Annotated in this window: 16 protein-coding genes; 10 read left to right on the top strand and 6 right to left on the bottom strand. The window is 72.9% G+C overall.

What is annotated here, in order from left to right; translation table 11 throughout:
* Positions 1-170: 170 nt before the first annotated feature.
* The 4 genes from F6W97_RS19895 to F6W97_RS19880 all read right to left on the bottom strand — a co-directional run bounded on the left by F6W97_RS19895 (position 171) and on the right by F6W97_RS19880 (position 4364).
* Positions 171-950, bottom strand: a complete 780-nt coding sequence (locus tag F6W97_RS19895; protein WP_155371962.1) for an alpha/beta hydrolase — start codon at positions 948-950, stop codon at positions 171-173.
* Positions 951-1016: 66 nt separating this feature from the next.
* Positions 1017-1343 carry a hypothetical protein gene (locus F6W97_RS19890; RefSeq protein ID WP_407924594.1) on the bottom strand — a complete coding sequence of 109 codons (327 nt, stop codon included), beginning with the start codon at positions 1341-1343 and terminating at the stop codon, positions 1017-1019.
* A gap of 117 nt (positions 1344-1460) precedes the next feature.
* Positions 1461-3254 carry a 3-hydroxyacyl-CoA dehydrogenase family protein gene (locus F6W97_RS19885; RefSeq protein ID WP_407924593.1) on the bottom strand — a complete coding sequence of 598 codons (1794 nt, stop codon included), beginning with the start codon at positions 3252-3254 and terminating at the stop codon, positions 1461-1463.
* Between the two features lie 210 nt (positions 3255-3464).
* Positions 3465-4364 (bottom strand): alpha/beta fold hydrolase, encoded by a 900-nt coding sequence (locus F6W97_RS19880; protein WP_155371961.1) that lies wholly within the window; start codon positions 4362-4364, stop codon positions 3465-3467.
* A gap of 295 nt (positions 4365-4659) precedes the next feature.
* On the opposite strand from F6W97_RS19880, the gene F6W97_RS19875 reads away from it, so the two are divergent.
* The 5 genes from F6W97_RS19875 (at position 4660) to F6W97_RS19855 (ending at position 10350) form a co-directional block, all read left to right on the top strand.
* Entirely contained in the window at positions 4660-5736 is a 1077-nt protein-coding gene (locus F6W97_RS19875; protein ID WP_155371960.1) for an RNA ligase (ATP), read from the top strand.
* Positions 5737-5920: 184 nt separating this feature from the next.
* Complete coding sequence (locus F6W97_RS19870) at positions 5921-6607, top strand: SDR family NAD(P)-dependent oxidoreductase (protein ID WP_155371959.1); 687 nt, start codon at positions 5921-5923, stop codon at positions 6605-6607.
* A gap of 41 nt (positions 6608-6648) precedes the next feature.
* Complete coding sequence (locus tag F6W97_RS19865; protein WP_155371958.1) at positions 6649-8148, top strand: aldehyde dehydrogenase family protein; 1500 nt, start codon at positions 6649-6651, stop codon at positions 8146-8148.
* A gap of 113 nt (positions 8149-8261) precedes the next feature.
* Positions 8262-9785, top strand: a complete 1524-nt coding sequence (locus F6W97_RS19860) for a DHA2 family efflux MFS transporter permease subunit (protein WP_155371957.1) — start codon at positions 8262-8264, stop codon at positions 9783-9785.
* Entirely contained in the window at positions 9763-10350 is a 588-nt protein-coding gene (locus tag F6W97_RS19855) for an acyl-CoA-like ligand-binding transcription factor (RefSeq protein WP_155371956.1), read from the top strand. Before F6W97_RS19860 ends, F6W97_RS19855 begins: the two co-directional genes overlap by 23 nt.
* A gap of 115 nt (positions 10351-10465) precedes the next feature.
* On the opposite strand, the gene nucS is transcribed toward F6W97_RS19855, so the two are convergent.
* Entirely contained in the window at positions 10466-11125 is a 660-nt protein-coding gene (gene nucS, locus F6W97_RS19850) for an endonuclease NucS (RefSeq protein WP_155371955.1), read from the bottom strand.
* 71 nt (positions 11126-11196) lie between these two features.
* On the opposite strand from nucS, the gene F6W97_RS19845 reads away from it, so the two are divergent.
* From F6W97_RS19845 to F6W97_RS19825, 5 genes are all read left to right on the top strand, one after another.
* Complete coding sequence (locus F6W97_RS19845) at positions 11197-11799, top strand: DUF4126 domain-containing protein (protein ID WP_155371954.1); 603 nt, start codon at positions 11197-11199, stop codon at positions 11797-11799.
* Between the two features lie 92 nt (positions 11800-11891).
* Positions 11892-12152, top strand: a complete 261-nt coding sequence (locus F6W97_RS19840; RefSeq protein ID WP_120318357.1) for a hypothetical protein — start codon at positions 11892-11894, stop codon at positions 12150-12152.
* A 7-nt stretch (positions 12153-12159) separates the two neighbouring features.
* Entirely contained in the window at positions 12160-13167 is a 1008-nt protein-coding gene (locus F6W97_RS19835) for a hypothetical protein (RefSeq protein ID WP_155371953.1), read from the top strand.
* Positions 13160-15883: an FtsK/SpoIIIE domain-containing protein gene (locus F6W97_RS19830; protein ID WP_230686827.1), complete on the top strand. Its 2724-nt coding sequence runs from the start codon at positions 13160-13162 to the stop codon at positions 15881-15883. The genes F6W97_RS19835 and F6W97_RS19830 overlap by 8 nt, the downstream gene beginning before the upstream one ends.
* Positions 15880-16536, top strand: a complete 657-nt coding sequence (locus tag F6W97_RS19825; protein WP_155371952.1) for a hypothetical protein — start codon at positions 15880-15882, stop codon at positions 16534-16536. Before F6W97_RS19830 ends, F6W97_RS19825 begins: the two co-directional genes overlap by 4 nt.
* A 115-nt stretch (positions 16537-16651) precedes the next feature.
* Here F6W97_RS19825 and F6W97_RS19820 read toward each other — a convergent pair whose 3' ends face one another.
* Entirely contained in the window at positions 16652-18643 is a 1992-nt protein-coding gene (locus F6W97_RS19820; RefSeq protein WP_155371951.1) for a protein meaA, read from the bottom strand.
* Between the last annotated feature and the right edge of the window lie 111 nt (positions 18644-18754).

Here is an 18754-nt window from a genome sequence, read left to right as displayed (position 1 = left end):
ACTACCGGCCCGGCCCGGCCCGGCCGGGCCGGGGGCGGCACGCGACCCGCGACTTCCATAGACATTGGCCTATCTGGATTAATTCGATCGACGAATTCTCATCCAGATAGGCCAACGTCTATCAAAAAACGGTGCGGCGCGCGGGGGCGGCGTGACCGGCGGCGATGGGGTCAGATCGGCTTGTCGGCGAAGGCGGCGACGGTGCGGTCGGCGTACGCGCTGGCGTCGCCGTACTCCATGGGGCCGGACCAGTCCTTGGGGAGCGGGACCTCGGCCTCGGGGGCGACCCGCCGGACGATCTCGTCCAGCACCGTCTCGGCGTCGCCGACCCACAGGTGCTTCGCGCCGGGCACGCCCACGACCTCGGCGTGCGGAATCGCGGCGAAGCGCTCCTTGGCCTCGGCGGGGCGCAGGTAGTCGTCGTGCTCGGGCACCAGCGCGGTCACCGGGCGGCCGGACTGCGCCCATACCGCCAGGTCTTCGGGCTTGGAGAAGCGCAGCGGCGGGGACAGCAGGATTGCGCCGGCGACCGCCGGGTCGCAGCCGTACTTGAGGGCCAGGTCGGTGCCGAAGGACCAGCCGACCAGCCACAGGTTCGGCAGCTCGTGGAACTCGGCGTACTCGATGGCGGCGGCGACGTCGAAGCGCTCCCCCACCGCGTGGTCGAAAGCCCCCTCGCTGGTGCCGCGCACGCTGGACGTGCCGCGGCTGTTGAAGCGCAGCACGGCGATCCCGGCGAGCGCGGGCAGCCGCCAGGCGGCCTTGCGGTACACGTGGCTGTCCATCATGCCGCCGTGCGTCGGCAGCGGGTGCAGGCAGATCAGGGTGGCGACCGGGTCGCGGTCGGCGGGCAGCGCCAGCTCCCCCACCAGCTTCAACCCGTCGGCGGTATGCAGTTCGATGTCCTGCCGTCGCGCGGGCAGGATCGAGTTGGCACGGATCGCGGTCACGCCTACAGTCTGCCCGCGCCGGAGGCCGCCCTACCCCCTGACGTCACGGTGATCACACCGGGCCGCTCAGCCGTAACGGGGCGCGTTGCGCGACCGTTCGACGTTGGGTCTGCGCTGGTGACGGCTCCCCCAGCAACTGCTGTGCCAGTGCCTGCGGTCACCCGCGTCACCCCAGCCCTGCGACGGCCAGGCGACCACGTGCGGCACCCCGGGCCGGATCTCCTGGTGGCAGCCCGGACACTTGTACGTCTTGTCCGACCGCTCACCACTCAGATGCCGGACGGTGAACTCCCCGTCCGGATCGTCATGGACGTACTCCACCCCGCGTCGCGACATGGCTTCATCAAGATCGCGCTCCGGGCGATCTTTCTTGTTGTTACGACGCGGGCTCATGTCCCCAAGATACGGCGCACCCCACCCGACCCAACGATCTTGCGCGAACCGCTGGGGAAATGCCCGATTAGGGCGTGTCATCCCCACGGCCGGCGCAAGATCGCTGGCGTGGTCGGGTCAGCGGTGGGTGTGGTCGCGGAAGCCGCGGCCGGTCTTGCGGCCGAGGTAGCCGGCGGTGACCAGGTGCTCCAGCAGCGGGGCCGGGGAGAAGCCGGGCTCGCGGAGTTCGAGGTAGAGCTCGCGCTGGATCGCCAGGGACACGTCCAGGCCGACCACGTCGAGCAGCTCGAACGGGCCCATCGGGTAGCCGCAGCCGAGCTTCATCGCGGCGTCGATGTCGTCGGCGGTGGCGTAGCTGGCCTCCAGCATCTTCACCGCGTCGTTGAGGTACGGGAAGAGCAGCGCGTTGACGATGAAGCCGGCCCGGTCGGCGCAGTCGACGGCGGTCTTGCCGAGGCTGGACACGACGGCGTCGGCGGTGGCCAGGGTCGCGGCGCTGGTGCGGATGGTCGCCACCACCTCGATCAGCGGCATCACCTGGGCGGGGTTGAAGAAGTGCAGGCCGACCACGTCCGCGGGGCGGTGGGTGGCCATGGCGCACTCGACGACCGGCAGGCTCGACGTGGTGGTGGCCAGCACCGTGCCCGGCTTGCAGATCTCGTCCAGGCTGGCGAACAGGGCCTTCTTGACACTCAGCTCCTCGACCACGGCCTCGACGACCATGTCCACGTCGGCCAGGTGGTCCAGGTTGGTGGACCAGGTGATCCGGCCGATGGCCGCGTCGCGCTCGGCCTCGGTGAGCTTGCCGCGCACCACGCCCTTGTTCAGGGAGGTCTTGACGGTCTCGCAGACCTTCGCGGACTTCTCCGCGCCGCGGGTCACGCTCAGCACCTCGTACCCCGCCTTGGCGAAGACCTCGATGATGCCGGTGGCCATGGTGCCCGAGCCGACGATCCCGACGGTGCCGATCGGCCGCGGAGCGGCCTCGTGCTCACCGGCGGCCGGGGTCAGCTCGTCGGCCACCACGACCGGCGAGCCCTGCTTCTCGTAGGTGTAGAAGCCGCGGCCGGTCTTGCGGCCCAGCAGGCCCGCGGTGACCATCTGCTTGAGCAGCGGAGCCGGGGCGTGGCGGCGGTCGCGGCCGCCGCGGCGGTACATGGTGTCGAGGATCTCGTACGCCGTGTCCAGGCCGATCAGGTCCATCAGCGCGAGCGGGCCCATGGGCAGGCCGCAACCCTGCTTCATGGCCGCGTCGATGTCCTCGCGGGTGGCGTAGTGGTTCTCGAACATGGTGACGGCGTGGTTCAGGTACCCGAACAGCAGCGCGTTGGCGATGAACCCGGCCCGGTCGCTGATGGTCACGTCGGTCTTGCCGAGGCGGGCGCACAGCGCCTCCACGTCGGCGACGACCTCCGGCGCGGTCACCACGGTACGGATGATCTCGACCAGCTTCATCACCGGCGCGGGGTTGAAGAAATGCACCCCGATGACCTGGTTGGGCCGGTGGGTGGCCACCGAGATCTCGGTGACCGACAGCGAGCTGGTGTTGGTGGCGAGGATGGCGTGCGGCGGGCAGACCTTGTCCAGCTCGGCGAAGATCGCCTGCTTGAGGTCCAGGTGCTCGGGCACGGCCTCGATCACGAAATCGACGCTGTGCAGCGCCGCCAGGCCGACCTGGAAGTCGACCCGGGCGTGCAGCGCGTCGCGGTCCTCCGCCGACAGCTTGCCCTTGGCCACCGCGCGGTCGGTCGAGCCGGCCAGGTTGGCCCGGCCCCGCTCCAGCGCGCCCTCGCTGATCTCGACGGCCACGACGTCCAGGCCGTTGCGCGCGAATACCTCGACGATGCCGGCGCCCATGGTGCCGAGGCCGACCACGCCCACCGTGTTGATTTCGCGAGCCACAGTGCCCATCCCATCTCCCGAACGATCGCTAAGGTTACTCGGGAGTCTGCCAGAGCCCCCGCGTTCCCACATCGCGTGCCGGAAGTGAACATAGCCACTCATCAGCCACCCCGCGGTGCGTACGAAGGAAGGGCACCTTCACATCGCTATGCGTTGTAGAAGGTGCCCTTGTTAACGCCCGCGGCGTCGGGCGGCCGGCCGAGCGGACGCATGGGCAGGTCAGGGCGCGTGATGGGTGGCGGCGCGGACCGCGGCAGCCACGGCCTCGGCGCCCGCACGGCCCAGCGTGATCGTGTAATGGTTCACATCCGGCACGTCGGACTCCACCACGTCCGGCAGCCACTCGCCCGCCCGGCCAGGGGCGTAGAGCGGGGAGTCGGGGTCGTCGAACATGCCGCGCGGGGCGCGCAGGAACACCGCGGGGCGGGGCAGCGCCGCGGGCGTCGCGCCCGGCAGCGCGTAGAGGTCCTGGCCGTCGCGCGCCGCGGCCTCCATCAAGCAGGCGGCGCGCAGGTGCGGCTCCTCGCCCACCAGGTCGTAGTCGAGATACGCGTCCGCCCCCTCGGGCCAGGGGTCGAAGGACGGGTGCTGCCGCCACAGCGCCAGGTACTCGGCCCGGTCCGGGAAGGTCATGTTCAGCCGGGCGAAGACGGCACCCACCGTCGTGGCGATCGCCTGCTCCAGCGCGGCCGGTCCGGCTGACGCGTCGATGCCGGGCGGCAGCGGCAGCGGGGCTCCGCCGTCGACCAGGATCAGGCGCTCCACCAGCTCCGGGAAGCGGCGGGCGGTCTCGGCGACCACGAAGCCGCCCATCGAGTGGCCCAGCAGGGGCACCGGGCTGTCGGCGTACGCCCGGACGACCTCGGCGATGTCGGCGGCGTGCGCGGCCATGCCGTACGGGCCCGGCAGATCCCGGCTGCCGCCGCGTCCGCGCAGGTCCACCGCGACCACCCGGTGGTCCCGGCCCAGCTCCGGCCCGATCAGCGTCCAGGCCAGGTGCGACGACGTGATCCCGTGCACCGCGACGATCACCGGACCGTCCTCGCCCCACACGCCCACCCGCAGCTCGCCGCCGCGCACGGGAACGCTGTCCATCCGGTACGCCACCACGTCGCCCATCTGCCGCCCCTTCCTCGTCGTGCGCCGGATGCTGCCACACCGGCCCCGCCCTGCCAGTGGTGTCTGCCCACACAATCCACGTCACCGGACGCGGCCCCGCGCCCGTCGCACCTCGTCCTCACCGGGTCCGGTGCGCATTGCCGTCCATGCAGGTCGGGGTGCTCCTTCGGCATGCAGCAGCGGGGAAGGGCACCTGCCGCATCGCCAAGCGACAGGAAGGCGCCCTTCCTCCGTGCCGGGCGGGTGGGCGGGAAGTCGGTTGCCGGGGCCTGCCGCGGGCGGAAGCATCCTTCGCATGTCGACACTCAAGGTCACCGCGGAACGGCTGGTGATCCACCCGCACCCCAATGCCGACGCGCTCGAACTCGCCGAGGTGGGACGGCTGCGCGCGGTGGTCGCCAAGGGCGCTTTCCGCACCGGGGACCACGCCGTCTACCTGCCCGAAAGCTCCGTGCTGCCGGAGCCGCTGATCGCCGAACTCGGCCTCACCGGACGGCTCGCGGGCGCGAACAAGGACCGCATCACCGCGGTACGCCTGCGCGGCGAGCTGTCCCAGGGCATCGTCTGCCTGCCCAAGGCGCTGTCCGACGTGGACCTTGCCCTGGCCGCCGCGGCGGGCACGGACTTCGCGGAGCTGCTCGGCGTGGTCAAGTGGAACCCGCCGGTGCCGGTGCACCTGGCCGGGGACATGGAGCCCGCCGCCGACCTGCTGCCCTGGCTGGAGGTGGAGAACATCCGCCGCTACCCGGACCTGTTCACGGCCGGCGAGCCGGTGATCGCCACCGAGAAGATCCACGGGTCGGCCACGCTGATGACGTTCGTCGCGGCCACCGGCGGGGTGTACGCATCCTCGAAGGGCTTCGGCAAGCAGCGCCTGGCGATCAAGGAGACCGGGCACAACCTCTACTGGCGCGCGATCCGCACCTTCGACGTGCCCGCGTTCGCCGCGACCGTCGCCGGGGCGTTCGACGCGGCCCGGGTCGGCGTGTTCGGCGAGGTGTTCGGCCGCGGCGTGCAGGACCTGCCGTACGGCGCGAACGCGGGGGTGCGTCCCGGGTACGCGGTGTTCGACGTGTGCGTGGACGTCGGGGACGGCGTGCGCTGGCTGACGCTGGACGAGTACGCGCCCCTGGCTGCCGGCCACGGGGTGCCGCTGGTCCCGGTGCTGTTCCGGGGCGGCTACGACGAGCAGGCGCTGATCGCGCTGGCCGACGGCGTCGAGACGGTCTCGGGCACCGGCGCGAACCTGCGCGAGGGCCTGGTCGTGCGCTCCACGCCCGAGCGCTACAGCCCGGTGACCGGCGGCCGGGCCATCGGCAAGCTGGTCTCCCCCGCCTACCTGACCCGAAGAGGCGGCACCGAGTACGAGTGATCCGCCGCCGTCTCCGGCCGGCCCGGTCTGTCCGCAACGGGCACCCGGGCCGCCGGAGACGGCGACCGTCGAGCGCTCCGGGCCCGGCCGCTGCGCCGTTCGCGCTCCGGGCGGCCGCCGCCGCGCCACTATTCGGTTCGAGCCGGTCGCATGGCCGGACCAGGCGAACCACTAACCTGTCAGCGTGCGTTATGTCGTGATCACAGGCGTGTCCCGCGGGCTGGGCGAGGCGCTGCTGAACCAGTTCGAGACCGACGAGGACACCACGGTGCTGGCGCTGGGTCGCGGCTTCACCGACGCGCAGCGCATCGCCGCCGGCAAGCGGCTGATCCTGCGCCACTGCGAGCTGGCCGAGCCGTCCACCCTGCCGCACGCGGCGGAGCTGAGCGAGCTGTTCGAGGACGCCGACGAGGTGGTCCTGATCCACAACGCGGCGGTGGTCGCCCCGATCGGGCCGATCGGCGACCTGGACGCCGACGAGCTGGCCAACGCCGTGGCGGTGAACCTGACCGCGCCGATGCTGCTGACCAACTCCCTGCTGGCCGCGCTGCCGGCGACCGCCGGCCGCGCCGTGATCATGTTCGTCTCCTCGGGTGCGGCGCACCGGGTCATCGACGGCTGGTCGGCGTACTCGGCGACCAAGCGCGGGGCGGAGGAGTTCTTCGCGCACCTGGCCGAGCAGTGCTCGGACGATCCCCGGATCAAGGTGGAGATCGTCAACCCGGGCGTGATGGACACCGGGATGCAGGAGACGATCCGCGGTGCCCGGTTCGCCGGTCAGCAGCGCTTCCTCGACCTGTACGAGAACAACGAGCTGCCCGACCCGGCCGCGATCGCCGCGCGGCTGATCGAGGAGCATCTCCAGGCGTGAGGATGTTTCGGATTACTCACGGGTAGGCCTAGACTGCGCGCGTGACCACCACCTCATCCCTGCCGCCCGGCGCGAGTGTCGTCGAGGCCGGCGAGCTGATCTCGACGAATCCCGCCACCGGCGACGAGGTGGCCCGCCTGCCCGTCGCCACCGCCGCGGACGTGGCCGCCGCCGTCGCGCGAGCCCGCGTCGCCGCCGCGTGGTGGGCCGGACTGGGCTGGCGCGAGCGCCGCCGGCGGCTGCTGGCCTGGCGCAGCCTGCTGGTCACCCGCATCCACGAGCTGGCCGAGCTGATGCACCGCGAGGGCGGCAAGCCGGTCGACGAGGCACTGCTGGAGATCGTCGTCTCGGTCGACCACGCCGCCTGGGCCGCCAAGCACGCCCGCAAGGTGCTCGGCCCGCGCCGGGTCGGCGGCTCGCTGATGCAGTCGGAGTACGCCGCCCACCTGGAGTACCAGCCGTTCGGCGTCATCGGCGTGCTCGGCCCGTGGAACTTCCCGATCTTCACCCCGTTCGGCTCCATCGCGTACGGGCTGGCCGCGGGCAACGCCGTGGTGTTCAAGCCCAGCGAGTACACCCCCGCCGTCGGCCAGTTCTACGTGGACGCGTTCAACGAGATCGTGCCGGAGCACCCGGTGCTGCAGATCGTGCACGGCACCGGCGAGACCGGGGCCGCGCTGTGCCGCTCGGGCGTGGACAAGCTGGCCTTCACCGGTTCCGCGGCGACCGGCCGCAAGGTGATGGCGGCCTGCGCCGAGTCGCTGACCCCGGTGCTCATCGAGTGCGGCGGCAAGGACGCGCTGATCGTGGCCGACGACGCCGACCTCGACGCGGCGGCGGAGGCGGCGGCCTGGGGCGCGAACTTCAACGCAGGACAGGCCTGCGTCGGCATCGAGCGGGCGTACGTGCACGAGCGGGTGTACGACGCGTTCGTGGGCAAGCTGGTGGCGCGCACCGAGAAGCTGACGGTCGGCGAGCAGGTCGGCCCGATCACCATGCCCGGCCAGCGCGACATCATCGCCCGGCACATCGACGACGCCCTGACCAGCGGCGGCCGCGCCCTGCTCGGCGGGCCGGACTCGGTGCAGGGCGCGTACGTCAAGCCGACCATCCTGGTCGACGTGCCGGAGTCCTCGGCGGCCGTGCGCGAGGAGACGTTCGGCCCGACCATCACGGTCACCAAGGTCGCCTCGGTCGAGGAGGCCATAACGCTGGCCAACGACTCGGCGTACGGCCTCGGCTCAGCGGTGTTCTCCAAGCGCCACGGCATGGCCATCGCCCGCCGCCTGCGCACCGGCATGACCGCGGTGAACTCCGCCTTCTCCTTCGCGGTGCTGCCCACGCTGCCCTTCGGCGGCGTCGGCGCGTCCGGCTTCGGCCGCATCCACGGCGCGGACGGCCTGCGCGAGTTCACCCGCGCCAAGTCCATCGCCCGGCGGCGGATGCCGAGCCTGCCCGCCCTGCTCACCTTCGAGCGCACACCGGCGGCGGTCCGGCTGGCGCTGAGGGTGACGAAGCTGCTGCACGGCCGCGACCGCTGATCGAAGACACGACGGGCCCCCGGCGTAACCACGCCGGGGGCCTCGCTGTTTGCGCTCCAAAATTCTGACAGCTACTGTCATTTTCTAGTAGCTGTCATTTTGGAGGAGCTGTCATGTCGAACGTACGGCGCTGGTGGGCACTGGGCGCGCTGGTGCTCAGCGTGCTCGTGGTGGGCCTGGACGGGACGGTGCTCAATGTCGCGCTGCCCACGATCGCGGCGGACCTGGACGCGGGCACCGACGGGCTGCAGTGGGTCGTCAACGCGTACGTGCTGGTGTTCGCGGGCCTGATGCTGCCGTTCGGGGCGCTGGGCGACCGCTACGGCCGCCGCCGGCTGATCCTGGCCGGGCTGGCCGTGCTCGGCGCGGCCTCGCTGATCTCGGTGTTCGCGGACGGGCTGGCCGCGCTGCTGGTCGCCCGCACCCTGATGGGCGCGGGCGCGGCGATGCTGACCCCGACCGCTATCGCGGTGCTGCCCGCGCTGTTCGCCCCCGCCGAACGGCCGAAGGCGGTCGCGGTGCTGATGCTGGGCCTGGGACTGGGCATCCCGCTCGGCCCGATCGTGGGCGGCTACCTGCTCGATCACTTCTGGTGGGGTTCGATCTTCCTGATCAACGTGCCGGTCGCGGCACTCGGCATGCTCGCCGTGGCGCTGCTGATGCCGGAGAACCGCGATCCGCGCCCGCGCCCCGCCGACCTGCCCGGCGGCCTGCTCTCCACGACCGGCCTGGTGACCCTGGTGTACGGCATCGTCGCCGCCCCCGAACGCGGCTGGGGGGACCCGCTGGTGGTGGCCGCGCTGGCCGGCGGCGTCCTGCTGCTGACGGCCTTCGGGTGGTGGGAGCGCCGCACCGCCGACCCGATGATCGACCTGCGGCTGTTCGGGGACCCCGGCTTCCTGTGGGGCGCGGTCGCCGCCACGATCCTTTCCTTCGGCCTGTTCGGCCTGCTCTTCGTCGTGCCGCAGTACCTGTCCTTCGGCTTCGGCTACGACGCCCTCGGCACCGGCGTACGGCTGCTGCCGCTGATCGGCGGACTGTTCGTGGCGTCACCGCTCGCGGCTCGGCTGTCCGTCCGGATCGGCCACCGGCTTCCGGTCACCGCGGGCCTGCTCATCACCGCGGCCGGGCTGGCGCTGGGCGCGACGACCGGACCCGCCACGGGGTACGGCTTCACGGCCGCCTGGTGCGCGATCGTCGGCTTCGGCACCGGGCTGGCCCTTGCCCCCGCGATGGACGCCGTGCTGGGTGCGCTGCCGCCGGAGCGGGCCGGCTCCGGCACCGCACTGACGATGACCATGCGCCAGGCCGCCGGGGCACTGGGCGTGGCCCTGCTGGGCAGCCTGCTCAATGCCGTCTACGCGGGACGGGTCGACGTCACCGGCCTCGGGTCCGACGCGGCCGGGACCGCCCGGGACTCGGCCGCCGGAGCGTACGCCGTGGCTGCCGCGCTGGGCCGCCCGGAGCTGGCGGCGAGCGCCCATGACGCGTTCATCGCGGGCATGGCCGCCGTGCTGTGGTGCTGCGCGGCGATCACGGTCGTCGGGGCGGTGCTGACGGCCCTGCTGCTGCCCACCCGCCGTACCGACCCCGGCGATGGTGGAGAATCCGCACATGAGCTCGTCGGGGTTGCGTGAGCGGAAGAAGCAGAAGACGCGCTGGGCGATCCAGGAGCACGCGCTGCGGCTGTTCACCGAGCAGGGCTACGACGCGACCACGGTGGAGCAGATCGCCGCGGCCGCCGAGATCTCCCCCAGCACGTTCTTCCGGTACTTCGCCACCAAAGAGGATGTCGTGCTCGACGACGAGTACGACCCGATGCTGGGCGCCGCGGTCGCCGCGGCCCCGGCCGACCTGGGACCGATCGACGCGCTGCGGCACGCGGTGCGCACCACGATGGGCAACCTCCCCGAAGCCGACCGTGACAAGCTGCTCTTCCGCTCCCGCCTGCAGAATTCCGTGCCGGCGCTGCGCGCCCGCCTGCTCGACGGCCTGCTCGGCAACATCAAGCTGATCGCAGCCGCGGTCGCGCCCCGCATCGGCCGCCCCGAGGACGACCTGGAGGTCCAGATCATGGCCGGCGCCTGCCTGGGCGCCATGCTCCCCGCCATCTTCGCCTGGGTCGACTCCAACGGCACCCTGGACCTCGCCAAGGTCGTCGACGACTCCCTCGCCAAGGTCGCCAAAGGCTTCACCCCGTAGCCGTAGACCCCCGCCGGCCACCCCGAGATCCCGACGATCTCGCGTGAACCGTTGCGCTTCACACCCGTTTCGGGCGGGTCGCACCCGCGGTCCGCGCAAGATCGTCGGGATCTCGTCAGAAGAGGGTGAGTTCGTCTTTTTTGGTGCCGCGGAGGCGGTCGTAGTCCACGACCACGCAGCGGATGCCGCGGTCTTCGGCGAGGACCCGGGCCTGGGGTTTGATCTCTTGGGCGGCGAAGATGCCGGCGACCGGGGCGAGCAGGGGGTCGCGGTTGAGGAGTTCGAGGTAGCGGGTCAGTTGCTCGACGCCGTCGATCTCGCCGCGACGTTTGATCTCGACAGCCACGTGGGCTTTGGCGGCGTCGCGGCAGAGCAGGTCCACGGGGCCGATGGCGGTCATGTACTCGCGGCGGACCAGGGTGTAGCCCTCGCCGAAAGTGTGGGGGGCGGCGGCCAGCAGCTCCTGGAGATGGGCTTCGACGCCGTCCTTCTGCAGGCCCGGGTCGGGGCCGAAGACGTGGGAGGTGTCCTCGAAGACCTCCTCCAGGGCGATGCGGAGTTCCTCACCGGCCTTGTTGACCACGCGCCACACGCCGGGCTCCTCGACCAGCTTGCAGGGTGGGCTCATCCAGTTCAGCGGCTTGTATGCCCGGTCGTCGGCGTGGATCGAGACCGAACCGTCCGCCTTCACGATGAGCAGGCGTTTGGCGGAGGGGAGGTGGGATGACAGCCGTCCGACATAGTCGACGGTGCACCGGGCGATGACGAGACGCACCGAAACAGCCTAAGGGACGCGTATCCGCCGTAGCGTTCGCGTCCGTTGCGCGTGCGGGGCATGCTGGGATCGTGCTCGAACTTCTGACCGGAACGGGGCTGGCCACCGCGGCGGGGCTCAATGCGTACATCCCGCTGCTGGTGATCGGCCTGCTCGACCGGTACACGAACCTCATCAATCTGCCTTCAGCCTGGTCCTGGCTGAGCAACGGGTGGGTGATGCTGATCCTCGCGGTGCTGCTGGCGATCGAGTTCGTCGCGGACAAGGTGCCGGTGGTGGACAGCGTCAACGACGTGGTGCAGACGGTGGTCCGGCCGACCGCGGGCGGCATGGCCTTCGCGGCGGGTTCGGGCTCGGAGACGGTCACGGTCACCGACCCGTCGGCGCTGTGGACGCAGAAGCTGTGGATACCGATCGTGATCGGCCTGCTCATAGCGCTCACGGTGCACGGCACCAAGGCGGCTGCCCGGCCGGTGATGAATCTCGCCTCGGGCGGGGTGGCGGCTCCGGTGGTGTCGACGGTGGAGGACGGCGCGAGCATCGGCCTGTCGGTCGTGGCGATCATCATCCCGTTCCTGGTGGTCATCTTCCTGATCGGTTTCGTCTGGTGGGTGATGACCGTTTCCCGAAGGCGGCGGCAGCGGCGGGCGGTCCGGGCACTGTCGGAAAAGTAGCTACGGCCATCAGGCGTGGCGAAAGGACCTGAAACGGGCGAAAACGTCATACTCTCGCGGAGGTATTCCATCCGATCCCCCGTGGAGGTCTCGTGGCCAGCGTCGCCGAGGTCAAAGCCGCCATCGATGCCGCCATGCTGCATGTGCAGGAAGGCCAGGACGCGGTCCGTTCCGCCAACGACCGGCTCGGCGAGGCGCAGCTCAGCCTCGCCACCGCGGTCGAGGGGTCCGGCCACGAGGCCGTGACCGCCGCGCAGGCCGCACTCGCCCAGGCCGCCTCGGAACTCGAGGAGTGCCTCACCGCGACGCTGCACGCGGTGGAGCAGGCCGAGTCGTACGTCGCGACGCTGTGAGCGCCCGATGAGCCTTGTACAAGATCTTGCCGACCAGCTGCGCGTCGCCCGCGAGGAGCTGCCCCTGCCGCAGGTCTCCGCGGCCGCCGAGCGCCTGCGCAGCGCCACCGGGCTGCTGGCCTGGGTGCTGCACCACAGCGCGACCCCGATCAGCGTGCCCGACCTGAGCCGCGCCGTCGAGCGCCTGGACCACGCCGCCGCCGCGCTGCGCGTCGCCCAGGACCGGCTCGACGAGTACGCGCTGGCACTGGGCATGCCCGCCGACGCCCACGCCCGCCACGACGAGGGGTGGCAGGCCGTCGTGCCCGCCCAGGCCCCGCGCGGCGAGGTCACCGGCTCCGGCGACTGCCGGCTGGCCGACTGGTGGGGCGAGCGGATCGCCGCGCTGACCGGCGAAGCCTTCTCCGCGTCCACGCTCACCGGGGACCGCGCCGACGCCGCGCAGTCCAGCGCCGAGCTGCTGCGCCGCTGTGTGCAGGCGGCCCACGACGGCGACCGCAGGCGGCTGCACCGGCACCTGGCCGCGGCGGGACCCGCCGTCGGCCTGGGCCTGGCCGCGATCGCGCCGCCGCTGCTGCGCCACCTCGCCGCCGACCTGGTCGGCTACCCGCCGCGGCTGGAGGACCTGGCCCGGGTACGCCGGGCGGGCCTGCCGCTACCCGCGGAACTGCTGCCGCAGCTGCCCGCCCAGGCGGCCGAGGAGATCGTGGCGCGGGTCTGCCACACCTCGCCCCAGCGCACCGCCGACCGGCCGCCCACCCACCCGGTGGACGCCGCCACCGCTGCCGCGCTGCTGGTCGCCGCGCTGCTGCGGGCCAACGGCCGGCCGGCCGACGAGCTGAACCAGATCATCGAGGCCGAACGGGCCGCCGCCGGAGCCGCGCAGCAGCGGGCCACCGAGCGGGCCGAGGCCCACCGGGCAGCGCTGCGCATCACCGACAGCGGCCGCCGCCGCTCCGCCGTCGACGAGCTGGGCCGCGTCACGCAGTCCACGCGCCGCCGCAGCGGTGGCTGAACAGGACGCCGCGACTGCGCCGACCAGCCGAGGGATCGTCGCGGCGGTACGCAGGGAACTTGCCGCGGCCCGGCACGCCGCCCGCGCCTCGCTGGCCGCCACCGCGGCGGCCCGGGTCGCGGCGCTCGCGCAGCTCGACGCCGTCCGGCGCTCGGCCCCGAAACGGCGCGACGAACTGCTGGCGACCCGGGACACCGCGCTGGCCGAGGCCCGTGCCCGCCGCGAGCGGGAGACCGCCAAGCTCGGCCGGGGGCTGCTCGGGCTCGCCGAGGCGGCCGCGCCCGGCACCGCGGGCAGCCCGTGGACGGCGTGGCGACCCGGGATGAAGCCGGAGCCGCAGGCCGGGCTCACCCCCGGGCTGCTGCGCGTCGGCTCGCTGGTGCAGGAACCGGCCCCGGCCACGCCCGTCCCGGCCCTGGTCCCGCTGCTGGACAACGCGCACCTGCACGTGTCCGGCGACGGCGCGGCCGCCGTGGACGCCCTGATCGGGGCGATGCTGCTGCGTGCACTGGCGTCGGTGCCGCCCGGTTCGCTGCGGATCAGCGTGTACGACCCGGGCCGCCTCGGCGGCGCGCTGGCGGGGCTCGCTCCGCTGGCCCCGGCCGGGCTCATCTCGTATCTCGGGCCGGGCGGGCTCGCCCCGCTGCTCGACGACCTCGCCGAGCAGATCCGCCGCATCAACGAGAACGTGCTCGGCGGGGTCTACCTGAGCGTCGCCGAGCTGGCCGCGGAGACCGGCCGCCGCCCCGAGCCGTGGCGGGTGGCGGTGCTGCTGGCCGACCCGAACGGGGCGGAGCTGTCCAAAGCCGAGCGCGCCCAGCTCGACCGGGTGGCCCGCACTGGCGTCGCGGCCGGCGTACACCTGATCAGCCGTGGTTTCGAGCTCGCCGGTGACGCCGACGTCGAGACGATCGCACTCCGGGCGGGCGGCACCGCCCGGACCAGCCTCACCGGCGAGATCCCGGTGCGCCTGGACGCCCCGCCGGGGGCTGCCCTGGTCACCGGGGTCTGCCGGGCGCTGGCCGAGCAGGCCACCGCCGGGCCGCCGCCGGTGCCGTTCGCGGCCCTGCTGCCCGACGAGATCTGGCAGCAGTCCTCGGCCGAGGCGCTGCGCGCGCCCATCGGCGAGGGCACCGACGGGCGGCTGGTGGAGCTGGTGCTCGGCGACGACCCGCCGCACGCGCTGATCGGCGGCCCGTCCGGCTCCGGCAAGACCAACCTGATCTACTGCTGGCTGGCCGCGCTGGCCACCCGCTACTCCCCCGGCGAGCTGTCGCTGTACCTGCTGGACTTCAAGGAGGGCGTGTCCTTCGCCCGCTTCGCCCCCGGCACCCGCGACCCGAGCTGGCTGCCGCAGGTGCGGCTGGTCGGCGTCAACGTCAACAGCGACCGGGAGTTCGGCCTGGCCCTGCTGCGGCACCTGGCCGAGGAGCTCAAGCGCCGGGCCGCCGCCGCCAAGCAGCACGAGGCGACCAAGCTCGCCGAGCTGCGGGCCGAGGACCCGGCGGGCGACTGGCCGCGCATCGTCGCCGTCATCGACGAGTTCCAGGTGCTGCTGGGTGCGCGCGACGCGGTGACCAGCGAGGCCGTGGACCTGCTGGAGGACCTGGCCCGCCGGGGCCGCTCGCAGGGCATCCACCTGGTGCTGGCCAGCCAGGACGTGTCCGGCATCGAGGCGCTGTGGGGCCGTTCGGGCCTGGTCTCGCAGTTCACGCTGCGCATCGCGCTGCCCAAGGCACGGCGCATCCTGTCGGATGTGAACCTGGCCGCCGAGCTGATCCCGCGCTGCCACGCCGTGGTCAACGCCGACTCGGGCGTGCCGTCGGCGAACACCATCGTGCGGCTGCCCGACGCCGGCGACCGCGCGACCTGGCTCGGGCTGCAGGAACAGCTGTGGTCGGCGCGACCCGACGGAGCTGAGCCGCCGCGGCTGTTCGACGGCGACGCCCGCCCGCTGTTCCCGCTGCTGCCGCCGCCGCCCGCGCCGGAGCTGCCCGCCGCGGTGGGCGCGGTGGCCCTGCTCGGCGAGACCATCGACGTGACCGGCCGCCCGGCCACGCTGCGGCTCAACCGCGCGCCCGGCCGCAACCTCGCCGTGCTCGGCACCCGGGCCGACGAGGCCTGCGCGGTGCTGCTGGCCGCCGGGCACGCCCTGGGCAGCCAGCACACCTCCGGTTCGGCCCGGTTCAGCGTGCTGTGCCTGGACTCCGACGCGACTACCGCCGCCAAGTCGCTGCACGCGGTGCTCGACACCCGCCACCGCTGCGACTGGTACGACGCCGACGGCATCACCGGCCTGCTGGCCGAACTCGCCGCGGAGCGGCCCGACGCCGAGGTCGCCGACACCCCGCACTACGTGTTCGCCTTCGCCCTGGACGCGGTCGCCGCCCGCCTGGCCGCCAAACCCGGACCGGGCCTGCCCAGCGGCCACGAGCTGCTGCGCACCGTGCTGGCGCGCGGCCCCGAGCGGCGCACCCACGTGCTGGGCTGGTGGCGCACGGTCGCCCGGCTGCGCGACGACCTCGGCGGCCCCGGCGCCCGCTTCGACACGATCGGCGCGTGGGTGGCGCTCGACGTGCACGGACCCGAGCTCTCCGCGCTGTATCCGCAGCCCGGCGGCCCGCCCTGGTTCCCCCGGCTCAACCGGGCCCTGCACTTCGACCGTGCGGTGCACCACCGCGCGCAGCTCATCATCCCGTACGAGGTGGCCCCGTGACCTCCCCGCCGACGGTCCGCTACCGCGCGCTGATCGCCGACCTGGTCGCCGCGTCCCGGCGGCACGAGACGGCGCTGACCGCGGCCGTGCAGTCCCATGCGGACGGCATCGCCACCATCGAGCACGACCTCGCCGCGGCCGACGACGCCGTGGTCGCGGCGACCGCCCGGATGGCCCACGCGCAGCGCCTCGTCGCGCAGACCGACCTCGCGTCGGGCGCCCTGTGGGACGAGCTGAAGGAGGTACGCGGCCGCCGCGGCCGCCGCCTGGGCCCCGTGCCGCCGCCGCTGCCGATGCCCGAGCAGCCCGCCGCCACGGTCACCGACCCGATCGCGCTGATGGAGAGCGCCGCCGCCCGGATCGACCGGGCCCGGCGCGGCGGCGAGAAGCTCCCCCCGCTGATCCTGCCTCTGCTGTTCGCCCTCGGCGCGGCCTGCTCGGCCGTAGTCACCCTGGTCTCGGCACTCCTGCAGTCCCACGGCCCCGCCGGCCTGCTGGCCGGCTGGCTGGTCCTGCTCGCCGCCCCGCTGTCCGGCCTGCTCCCCGCCCGCGACCTCGCCGACCGCTGGTTCGGCGCCCGCCTCGACCCCGGCGCCATCGGCCTGGTGGTCCTCGCAGGCATGCTGGCAACCGCCACCATCGTCCTAGCCTGACCCCCCACCCGGCCCGGCCCCGCGCCACACCTCGTTGATCATGAACTTATGGCACGGCTCGACGGCGTGTCACGTCCACAAATTCATGATCAACCCGGGTTGGCGGGCCGCTTGGTCAGGGCAGGTTGTGGCGTTCGCGGACGACCGTCACGAGTTCGGACATGATGTCGGTGAGGGCGAAGTCCTTCGGGGTGAAGACGCGGGCGACGCCAGCCTCGCGCAGGACCTCGGCGTCGTCTTCGGGGATGATGCCGCCGACGACGACGGGCAGGTCGGCCAGGCCGGCCGCGCGCAGGCCGTTCAGTACGGCGGGCACCGCGTTGAGGTGTGAGCCGGACAGCACCGACAGGCCGACCAGGTCCACGTCCTCCTGCACCGCCGCCGCCACGATCTGCGCCGGGGTCAGCCGGATGCCCTGGTAGACAACCTCGAACCCGGCGTCGCGGGCGCGTACGGCGATCTGCTCCGCGCCGTTGGAGTGCCCGTCCAGCCCCGGCTTGCCGACCAGCAGCCGCAGCGCCGGACGACCCAGCTCGCGGGCCGTGGCGTGCACCCGCTCGCGGACCCTGGCCAGCGTTCCGTCCCCGCTGCCCGACACACCGCTGCTCAGGCCGGTGGGGGCGCGGTACTCGCCGAACACCTCGCGCAGCACCCCGGCCCACTCGCCGGTGGTGACCCCGGCCCGTACGCACTCCAGCGTGGCCGGCATCAGGTTGCGCGACCCGGCGGCCTCGGCCCGCAGCCGGTCCAGCGCCTCGGCGGCGGCCTGGCCGTCGCGCTCGGCGCGCCAGCGCTGCACCGCGTCGATCGCCGCCTTCTCCGCGGCCGGGTCGACCTGCTCGATGGCCTGCGCGCCCGCGGCGGTCAGCGGCGACGGCTCGGTCTCGACGAACCGGTTGACGCCGACGACGACGTCCTCGCCCGACTCGACCCGCCCGCGCCGCCGGGCCAGGGACGCGACCAGGGCACTCTTGAGGTGCCCGCTCTCCACGGCGACGACAGCCCCGCCGAGTTCCAGCACCTCGGCGAGCTGCTTGCGGGCCCCGTCCGCGATCTCGTCGACCAGCCCTTCCACGACGTGCGATCCGGCGAACAGGTCGGGGTACTCCAGCAGGTCCGACTCGTACGCCAGCACCTGCTGCAGGCGCAGCGACCACTGCTGGTCCCAGGGCCGGGGCAGCCCGAGGGCCTCGTTCCAGGCGGGCAGCTGCACGGCGCGGGCGCGCGCGTCGCGGGACATGGTGACGCCGAGCATCTCCAGCACGATCCGGGCGACGTTGTTCTCCGGCTGCGGCTCGGTCAGCCCCAGCGAGTTGACCTGTACGCCGTAGCGCAGGCGGCGCTGCTTGGGATCGGTGACGCCGTACCGGTCGCGGGTGATCTCGTCCCAGAGCCGGTTGAACGCGCGCATCTTCGCCATCTCCTCGACGAAGCGCACGCCGGAGTTGACGAAGAACGAGATGCGCTGCACGACGTCGCCCATGCGCTCGGGCGCGACCTGACCGCCGTCGCGCACCCGGTCCAGCACCGCGACCGCGGTGGCCAGCGCGAAGCCGACCTCCTGCACGGGCGTCGCGCCCGCCTCCTGGAGGTGGTACGAGCAGATGTTGACCGGGTTCCAGGCGGGCGCGTTGGCCACGGTCCACGCGACGACGTCGGTGGTCAGGCGTAGCGAGGGGCCGGGCGGGAAGATGTACGTCCCGCGCGACAGGTACTCCTTGATGATGTCGTTCTGCGTCGTCCCGGCCAGCGCGGCGGGGTCGGCGCCCTGCTCCTGCGCGACGGTGACGTACAGCGCGAGCAGCCACATCGCGGTGGCGTTGATGGTCATGCTGGTGTTCGCGGCGGCCAGGTCGATGCCGTCGAACAGTGCCCGCGCGTCGCCGAGGTGCGCCACCGGCACGCCGACCCGGCCCACCTCGCCGGCGGCCAGCTCGTGGTCGGGGTCGTAGCCGGTCTGCGTGGGCAGGTCGAAGGCGACCGACAGCCCGGTCTGGCCCTTGGCCAGGTTCCGCCGGAAGAGCGCGTTGGTGGCCGCCGCGTTCGAGTGGCCGGCGTAGGTGCGCATGACCCAGGGACGGTCACGATCGGCTAGACGAGGCTCCATACGCCGATGCTAAGTGAACGTTCAGTAACTTGTGCCGGTGAACATTCTCACTGAGGCCGCGTGGCGTCGCTCGCGCCCGGCCGAGCACCGGCGGGCCTCGATGCGGCCCTG

The sequence above is a fragment of the Catellatospora vulcania genome (genome assembly GCF_009720385.1).
Classification (GTDB): Bacteria; Actinomycetota; Actinomycetes; order Mycobacteriales; family Micromonosporaceae; genus Catellatospora; species Catellatospora vulcania.
The sequence above is the reverse complement of the archived record's forward strand: the minus strand, read 5'-3'. Positions and strand labels throughout refer to the sequence as shown.

Bases quoted from the DNA above. Each gene is read 5' to 3' on its own strand.
- F6W97_RS19880 (WP_155371961.1), bottom strand. From the start codon at position 4,364: ATGGGCGACGTGGTGGCGTACCGGATGGACAGCGTTCCCGTGCGCGGC.
- F6W97_RS19875 (WP_155371960.1), top strand. From the start codon at position 4,660: ATGTCGACACTCAAGGTCACCGCGGAACGGCTGGTGATCCACCCGCAC.
- F6W97_RS19835 (WP_155371953.1), top strand. From the start codon at position 12,160: ATGAGCCTTGTACAAGATCTTGCCGACCAGCTGCGCGTCGCCCGCGAG.
- F6W97_RS19890 (WP_407924594.1), bottom strand. From the start codon at position 1,343: ATGAGCCCGCGTCGTAACAACAAGAAAGATCGCCCGGAGCGCGATCTT.
- F6W97_RS19885 (WP_407924593.1), bottom strand. From the start codon at position 3,254: ATGGGCACTGTGGCTCGCGAAATCAACACGGTGGGCGTGGTCGGCCTC.
- F6W97_RS19860 (WP_155371957.1), top strand. From the start codon at position 8,262: ATGTCGAACGTACGGCGCTGGTGGGCACTGGGCGCGCTGGTGCTCAGC.
- F6W97_RS19855 (WP_155371956.1), top strand. From the start codon at position 9,763: ATGAGCTCGTCGGGGTTGCGTGAGCGGAAGAAGCAGAAGACGCGCTGG.
- F6W97_RS19820 (WP_155371951.1), bottom strand. From the start codon at position 18,643: ATGGAGCCTCGTCTAGCCGATCGTGACCGTCCCTGGGTCATGCGCACC.